The organism is Dietzia sp. SYD-A1, assembly GCF_015356725.1.
In the GTDB taxonomy this organism is placed as follows: Bacteria; Actinomycetota; Actinomycetes; order Mycobacteriales; family Mycobacteriaceae; genus Dietzia.
In genome coordinates, this window is sequence record NZ_JADDKI010000550.1 from 1 (window position 1) to 1,447 (window position 1,447).

Sequence of the window (1,447 nt, forward strand, 5' to 3'; positions counted from 1 at the left end):
GCCGAACGCCCCCACGGCCCCCGCCTCGGCCAGCCGCTGGACCAGCGCGCGCACGATCTCCGGTTCCCCGCCCACATGGGGTGCCAGTGCGACCGGGCCGGGTGCACGCGCACAGGCGCCCTCGACGTCCTCGGTGACGTGGTAGCCGCGGGCCAGGAAGGCCGGGACCACGACGGTGGGGACGGCGTCGGCGAGGATGCGGTCAGGGCCCGGCGCCTGGACGTCGACCCATGCCAGACGGCAGTCCACGTCGCCGAGTCTCCTGCGGGTCTCCACCAGGACCCGGCCCAGTTCCCGACGGCCCGCCGAGGAGCGGGTCCCATGTGCCACGAGCAGCAGACGGGGCCGCCCGGCGACGGGGTGGACGGTGTGCACGTTCGTCGTCATCCCCCGAGCATGCCGGATTCCGGGTGCGCCGCCCCGGACGCTCGGCGAGACTGGGGTGATGGACGCAGGAGCCGGACGCAGTCGGCGGGCCCTCGGATCGGGCAGGGGGCGCCGGGCGCGTCCGGAGGTGACCCTGTCCAACTTCGAGGCCGTCTACGACTACTACGGCCCCGGCCGGCGGAGGGACGGCTTCACCCATCCCCTGCTGGCGTTCGTGGGGGCGCTGTACTCACCCGAGGTGCGGATCGGGGCCGGGACGGTGGAGGAGTTGCACCGGCTCCACGACGCCGGGGTGGGGATCGTCGTCGCCGCCAACCACCCCTCCGCTCACGACCCGTTCGTGCTGGCATCGGCGGTGTACGACCGGCGGGTCCGGTTCCTGTCCTCCGGCACCGGCCTGACCAAGGACCCGCTCTTCCGCGGTCCGCTGCGACCGGTGTTCGAGTACACGGGCACCGTCCCGGTCTTCCGGGCCAAGAACTACGTGGGCACCGACCGCGCGGTGCACGACGCGGCGGCCGCACGACTGATCGGCCTGTGCGTGGACCGACTGCTCGCCGGCGGGGTGGTCCTGACGTTCGTGGAGGGCACCAACTCCTCGGCCGACGACCTGCGCACGCTGCGGCTCGACTCCGTCAAGAAGGGCGTGGGCCAGATGACCCGCGGGGTCCGCGAGGCGGGCGCGCCGGTGGCGATCCTGCCTGTCGGGATCGTCTACCGCGGACGGGAGCACGCGAGGCTGCCCCCGCGCCACCCCGTGGTGTCCGCCGGTCCGCTCTCCCTGTGGGAGGGCCCCGGTCCCGTGCCGTCGATCGACGAGGTGCGGCGGGCGGTGCGCGACGGTATCGACGACGCCCTCACCGACGCCTGGCGCTAGCTGCTCAGGCCCCGCCGTCGATCACGCCGGGCACGATCTCGAACTCGAGCCCGGTGGACCTGAGCTCGCCGGCCCGCTCCGCCAGGGCATCGGCGGCGACGATCCGGACGACCCCGTGCCCGGCGGCGCACCGAGCGGACACCACCCGGGCGACCGCGTCGACGGGCAGCGTCGACCCGACCT

At 74.4% G+C, this 1,447-nt stretch carries 2 protein-coding genes; one reads left to right on the forward strand and one right to left on the reverse strand.

The window, feature by feature from the left end; genetic code table 11:
- Positions 1 to 387: sirohydrochlorin chelatase (locus tag IY392_RS16780; protein ID WP_194861846.1), on the reverse strand; the 387-nt coding region annotated here is incomplete at its 3' end.
- Positions 388 to 445: 58 nt separating this feature from the next.
- Between IY392_RS16780 and IY392_RS16785 the strand changes: the two genes are divergently transcribed.
- Entirely contained in the window at positions 446 to 1,264 is an 819-nt protein-coding gene (locus tag IY392_RS16785; RefSeq protein ID WP_194861847.1) for a 1-acyl-sn-glycerol-3-phosphate acyltransferase, read from the forward strand.
- Positions 1,265 to 1,447 lie beyond the last annotated feature (183 nt).